This is a genomic window from Nonomuraea mesophila (genome assembly GCF_004352805.1).
Taxonomy (GTDB): Bacteria; Actinomycetota; Actinomycetes; order Streptosporangiales; family Streptosporangiaceae; genus Nonomuraea; species Nonomuraea longispora.
The window spans coordinates 1-4,632 of sequence record NZ_SMLD01000314.1 but is presented as its reverse complement, the minus strand read 5'-3'; the positions used below and the strand labels follow the sequence as shown (position 1 = coordinate 4,632).

Here is a 4,632-nt window from a genome sequence, read left to right as displayed (position 1 = left end):
CACTCAGCCTGACCGCCCCGCCCGCCCACGCCGCCTCCGCCACGGCGGCCTTCGTCAAGGTCGCCGACTGGGGCTCGGGCTTCGAGGGCAAGGTCACCGTCACCAACGGCACCACCACCCCCATGAACGGCTGGAACGTGCAGTTCGACGTCCCGGCCGGCTTCTCCATCCCGTCCGCCTGGGACGCGGTCATGTCGAGGAGCGGACAGCACTACACCTTCACCAACCCGCCCTGGGCGTCGGCACTGGCCCCGGGGGCCACCGTGAGCTTCGGCTTCAACGGCAACCCCGGAGGCTTCCCCGGCGTCACCGGCTGCACGCTGAACGGCGCACCCTGCGGCGGCTCCGGCGAGGACCCCGGCGGCCTGGGCAAGGTCGGCGGCGTCTCGCTGACCTCCGCCACCGCGACCAGCGCCGCACTGAGCTGGAGCGCCGTCCCCGGCGCCACGGGCTACAAGGTCCGGCTCGACGGCGCGGCGGCCGTCACCGTCACCGGCACCACGCACACCCTGACCGGCCTGGGCACGTGCACCTCCCACACGGTCACGATCACCGCGACGGGCGCCTCGGGCGACGGCCCCGCCGGCGACCCCTTCGGCTTCACCACGGCCGGCTGCCAGAGCGGCACGCTGCCCAGGCACTTCCTCACCGGCTACTGGCACAACTTCGTCAACCCCGCCACCGAGCTCAAGCTGTCGGCCGTGCCCGACGAGTACGACCTGATCGCGATCGCGTTCGGCGAGGCCACCGCCACACCCGGCGAGGTCGTGTTCGGGGTCGACCCCGAGCTGGCCACGGCGCTCGGCGGCTACACCGACGCCCAGTTCAGGGCCGACGTGCAGGCGCTCAAGCAGCGCGGCAAGAAGGTCATCCTGTCGGTCGGCGGCGAGGCCGGGCGCGTGCAGGTCGCGAGTGCCGCGGCCGCCACGCGCTTCGCCGACTCGGTGTACGCGCTGATGCGCGGCTACGGCTTCGACGGCGTGGACATCGACCTGGAGAACGGCCTGAACGCCACCTACATGGGCCAGGCGCTGAGGGCGCTGCGCGCCAAGGCGGGCTCCGAGCTGATCATCACCATGGCCCCGCAGACCATCGACATGCAGTCGACCGGGATGGAGTACTTCAAGCTCGCCCTGTCCATCAAGGACATCCTCACCGTCGTCCACACGCAGTTCTACAACTCCGGCGCGATGCTCGGCTGCGACCAGGCCTTCGCCTACTCGCAGGGCACGGTCGACTTCGTCACCGCGCTGGCCTGCATCCAGCTCGAGAACGGGCTCCGTCCCGACCAGGTGGCGCTGGGCCTGCCGGCCGGGCCGGGCGCCGCGAACGGCGGCGTCGTGTCGCCCTCGGTCGTCACCCGGGCGCTCGACTGCCTGGCCAAGCGGACCGGTTGCGGGTCCTTCGTGCCGCCGCGCGCCTACCCGGACATCAGGGGCGCGATGACGTGGTCCATCAACTGGGACGCGAGCAACAACTGGTCCTTCTCCAAGACCGTCAAGCCACACCTCCAAGGAATGTCATGAAATTTCGTCGCAAAGTCCTCGCCTTAGCGACCGGACTCGCCCTCGCCCTGACGGGCGTGGCCACCAGCGGCCCCGCCGCCCACGCCACCGCCACGGGCGCCAGCACGGTAGGCCAGATGGCCGCCGCCTGGGCCCCGTACACCGCGTACGCCACCGGCGCGGTCGTCACCTACAACGGCGTCGACTACGTCTGCCTGCAGGCCCACACCTCACTGCCCGGCTGGGAGCCGTCCGCCGTGCCCGCGCTCTGGAAGCGCACCTCGGGCGGTGACCCCGACCCCGACCCCGGCGCCCCCGGCGTGCCGGGCACGGTGAGCACGTCGGTCACGAACTCCAGCATCACGCTGCGCTGGGGCGCCTCCGGCGGGACCGTGTCGGGCTACCGCGTGTACGAGGGCTCGACCCGCCGCGCCCAGGTCTCCGGCACCAGCGCCACCATCTCCGGGCTCGGCGCGTGCACGACCCACACCTACACCGTGAAGGCGTACAACGCGGCGGGCGAGTCGGCCGGCCGTGACGCCACCGCGACGACGTCGGGCTGCAGCCCCAACGACCCGAGCAGGATGCCCGGCGCCCCCTACCTCTACATGGGCTGGGGCAACCCGCCCAACCCCGGCGCCGTGATGGACACCACCGGCGTCAGGTCGTTCACGATGGCGTTCATCCTGTCCAGCGGCGGCTGCAACCCGGCGTGGGACGGGCAGCGCCCGCTGACCGGCGGCGTCGACCAGCAGGCGATCAACACGATCAAGTCGAAGGGCGGCAGCGTCCAGATCTCCTTCGGCGGCTGGTCGGGCAACAAGCTCGGCCCCAACTGCTCCTCGCCGCAGGCGTTCGCGGGCGCCGTGCAGCAGGTCATCAACGCCGTCGGCCCGGCCGTCGTGGACTTCGACATCGAGAACACCGACGAGTTCGAGAACTACACGGTGCAGGACCGCATCCTGAACGGCCTCAAGATCGTCAAGCAGAACAACCCGAACATCAAGATCGTCGTCACGTTCGGCACCTACCCGAGCGGCCCGAACTCCCACGGCGTGCGCCTCATCAACCAGGCCAGAGCCCTCGGCGTGCCGATCGACAACTTCACCATCATGCCGTTCGACTTCGGCAGCTCCAACATCTACCAGGACACCGTCAACGCCTCCGAGGGCCTGAAGAACGCGCTCAAGAACGCCTACGGCTGGTCCGACGCCCAGGCGTACGCGCACATGGGCATCTCCGGCATGAACGGCCTGTCCGACCAGCAGGAGCTGACCACCCCGGGCACCTGGACGCAGATCCGTGACTGGGCCAGGTCCAAGGGCCTGACCAGGCTCGCGTACTGGGCGGCCAACCGCGACCGGCCCTGCCCCGGCGGCGGCGTCACCTCCAACTGCAGCGGCATCGCCCAGTCCGACTGGGAGTTCACCAGGATCACCGCCGGCTTCTGACCGCGCGACCCCGGCCCGCCCCGCCAAGGGGCGGGCACTCCGGAAGGAACGTCATGAGATTCCGAGCCGCGGCGGCCGTGCTCGCCCTGGCCCTCACCACCCTGCACACGACCCTGCACACCACCACCCCTGCCCAGGCCGCGGACGGTCCGCTGCCCGAGCGGGTGCTGGTGGGATACCTGCACGCGTCGTTCGCCAACGGATCCGGATACGTCAAGATGAGCGACGTCCCCGACGAATGGGACGTCATCAACCTCGCCTTCGGCGAGCCCACCTCCGTCACCTCGGGCGACATCAGGTTCGAGCGCTGCCCGGCCGCCGAATGCCCCGGCGTCGAGTCCGACGCCGACTTCGCCGCCGCCATCAGGGCCAAGCAGGCGCAGGGCAAGAAGGTGCTGATCTCGATCGGCGGCCAGAACGGCCAGGTGCAGCTCACGACCGCGGCGGCGCGGGACACGTTCGTCGAGTCGGTCTCGGCCATCATCGACAAATACGGGCTCGACGGCCTGGACATCGACTTCGAGGGCCACTCGCTCCACCTCGACCCCGGCGACGCCGACCTGGACGCCCCCACCACGCCGGTCGTCGTCAACCTCATCGCGGCCCTGAAGAGCCTCAAGAGCCGCTACGGCGACGGGTTCGTGCTGACGATGGCCCCCGAGACGTTCTTCGTCCAGCTCGGCCACCAGTTCTACGGGCCGGGGCCGAACGGCGCCGCCGACCCGAGAAGCGCCTCCTACCTGCCGGTCATCCACGCCGTGCGCGACGACCTCACCCTGCTCCACGTGCAGCACTACAACTCCGGGCCGATCATGGGCCTGGACGGCCAGTACCACACGATGGGCGGCCACGACTTCCACGTGGCCATGGCCGACATGGTGCTGGCCGGCTTCCCGATCATGGGCGACGCCGGCAACGTGTTCCCGCCGCTGCGCCAGGACCAGGTGGCCATCGGACTGCCCGCCTCGGTCAACGCGGGCAACGGGTTCACGACCGTGGCGGAGGTGCAGAAGGCGTTCGGCTGCCTGGCCACGGGCGACGGCTGCGGGACGTACCGGCCGCGCGGTGTCTACCCGGGGCTGCGGGGCCTGATGGCCTGGTCCGTCAACTGGGACCGGCACAACGGGCACGAGTTCTCCCGGAGCCACCGGGCCTACCTCGACGGGCTCACCTGACGCGGACGAGCTGCGTCGGCTTGAGCGGGACGCCGAGGCCCGGTGGCCGGTAGGTGGGCAGGGCCTCGCCGTACTCGTGCATCCAGGCGTGATCCAGCAGCAGCCGCATCCGCCCGGCGGGCGGCATCCGGCGCGGCCCCACCGGGTCGACCCGGCCGATCATCCGCGTCACGGCCGCCACCACCAGCTCCGTGTCCGGCGAGGACAGGTCGCAGTGATCGTCGGGCCCGACGATCAGATCGACGTCGGGAGGAAGCGGGTAGATCGGGCGCGGCAGGGCGAGCACGCGCGGCGGCGGAGCCATGGGCCAGCCGTCGCGCACCGCCTCCAGCAGCACCGAGCGCGACGTCTTGTGCGCGAACAACCCGTCGGCCAGCGCCCAGCTCAGCGCCCCCACGTCGGAGCGGTCCTCGCCGCAGGCGTGCAGGCACAGGTACGGCACGAGCGGAACCCCCGCCCCGCCCGCCCCCTGTCTCTTATAAACCACTGACGCCGCCGGCG

4 protein-coding genes are annotated in these 4,632 nt (G+C 71.0%); 3 read left to right on the top strand and 1 reads right to left on the bottom strand.

From position 1 onward, the window contains the following. The first annotated feature begins 8 nt into the window (after positions 1–8). Genes E1295_RS47205 through E1295_RS47195 form a run of 3 tightly spaced genes read left to right on the top strand, consistent with a single transcriptional unit; the run spans position 9 to position 4,131 of the window. Positions 9–1,526 (top strand): chitinase, encoded by a 1,518-nt coding sequence (locus E1295_RS47205; protein WP_246081241.1) that lies wholly within the window; start codon positions 9–11, stop codon positions 1,524–1,526. Further along, the gene (locus E1295_RS47200; protein ID WP_132641797.1) at positions 1,523–2,956 is read left to right on the top strand and encodes a carbohydrate-binding protein; all 1,434 of its coding nucleotides are present in this window, start codon (positions 1,523–1,525) and stop codon (positions 2,954–2,956) included. The genes E1295_RS47205 and E1295_RS47200 overlap by 4 nt, the downstream gene beginning before the upstream one ends. A gap of 53 nt (positions 2,957–3,009) precedes the next feature. Next, entirely contained in the window at positions 3,010–4,131 is a 1,122-nt protein-coding gene (locus tag E1295_RS47195; RefSeq protein ID WP_132641795.1) for a chitinase, read from the top strand. On the opposite strand, the gene E1295_RS47190 is transcribed toward E1295_RS47195, so the two are convergent. Further along, a complete protein-coding gene (locus tag E1295_RS47190; protein ID WP_132641793.1) occupies positions 4,124–4,573 on the bottom strand; it encodes a hypothetical protein in 450 nt (149 codons plus the stop codon). The genes E1295_RS47195 and E1295_RS47190 overlap by 8 nt on opposite strands. Positions 4,574–4,632 lie beyond the last annotated feature (59 nt).

Excerpts from the sequence above, each read along its gene's own strand:
- E1295_RS47195 (WP_132641795.1), top strand. The coding sequence starts at position 3,010 with ATGAGATTCCGAGCCGCGGCGGCCGTGCTCGCCCTGGCCCTCACCACC.
- E1295_RS47200 (WP_132641797.1), top strand. The coding sequence starts at position 1,523 with ATGAAATTTCGTCGCAAAGTCCTCGCCTTAGCGACCGGACTCGCCCTC.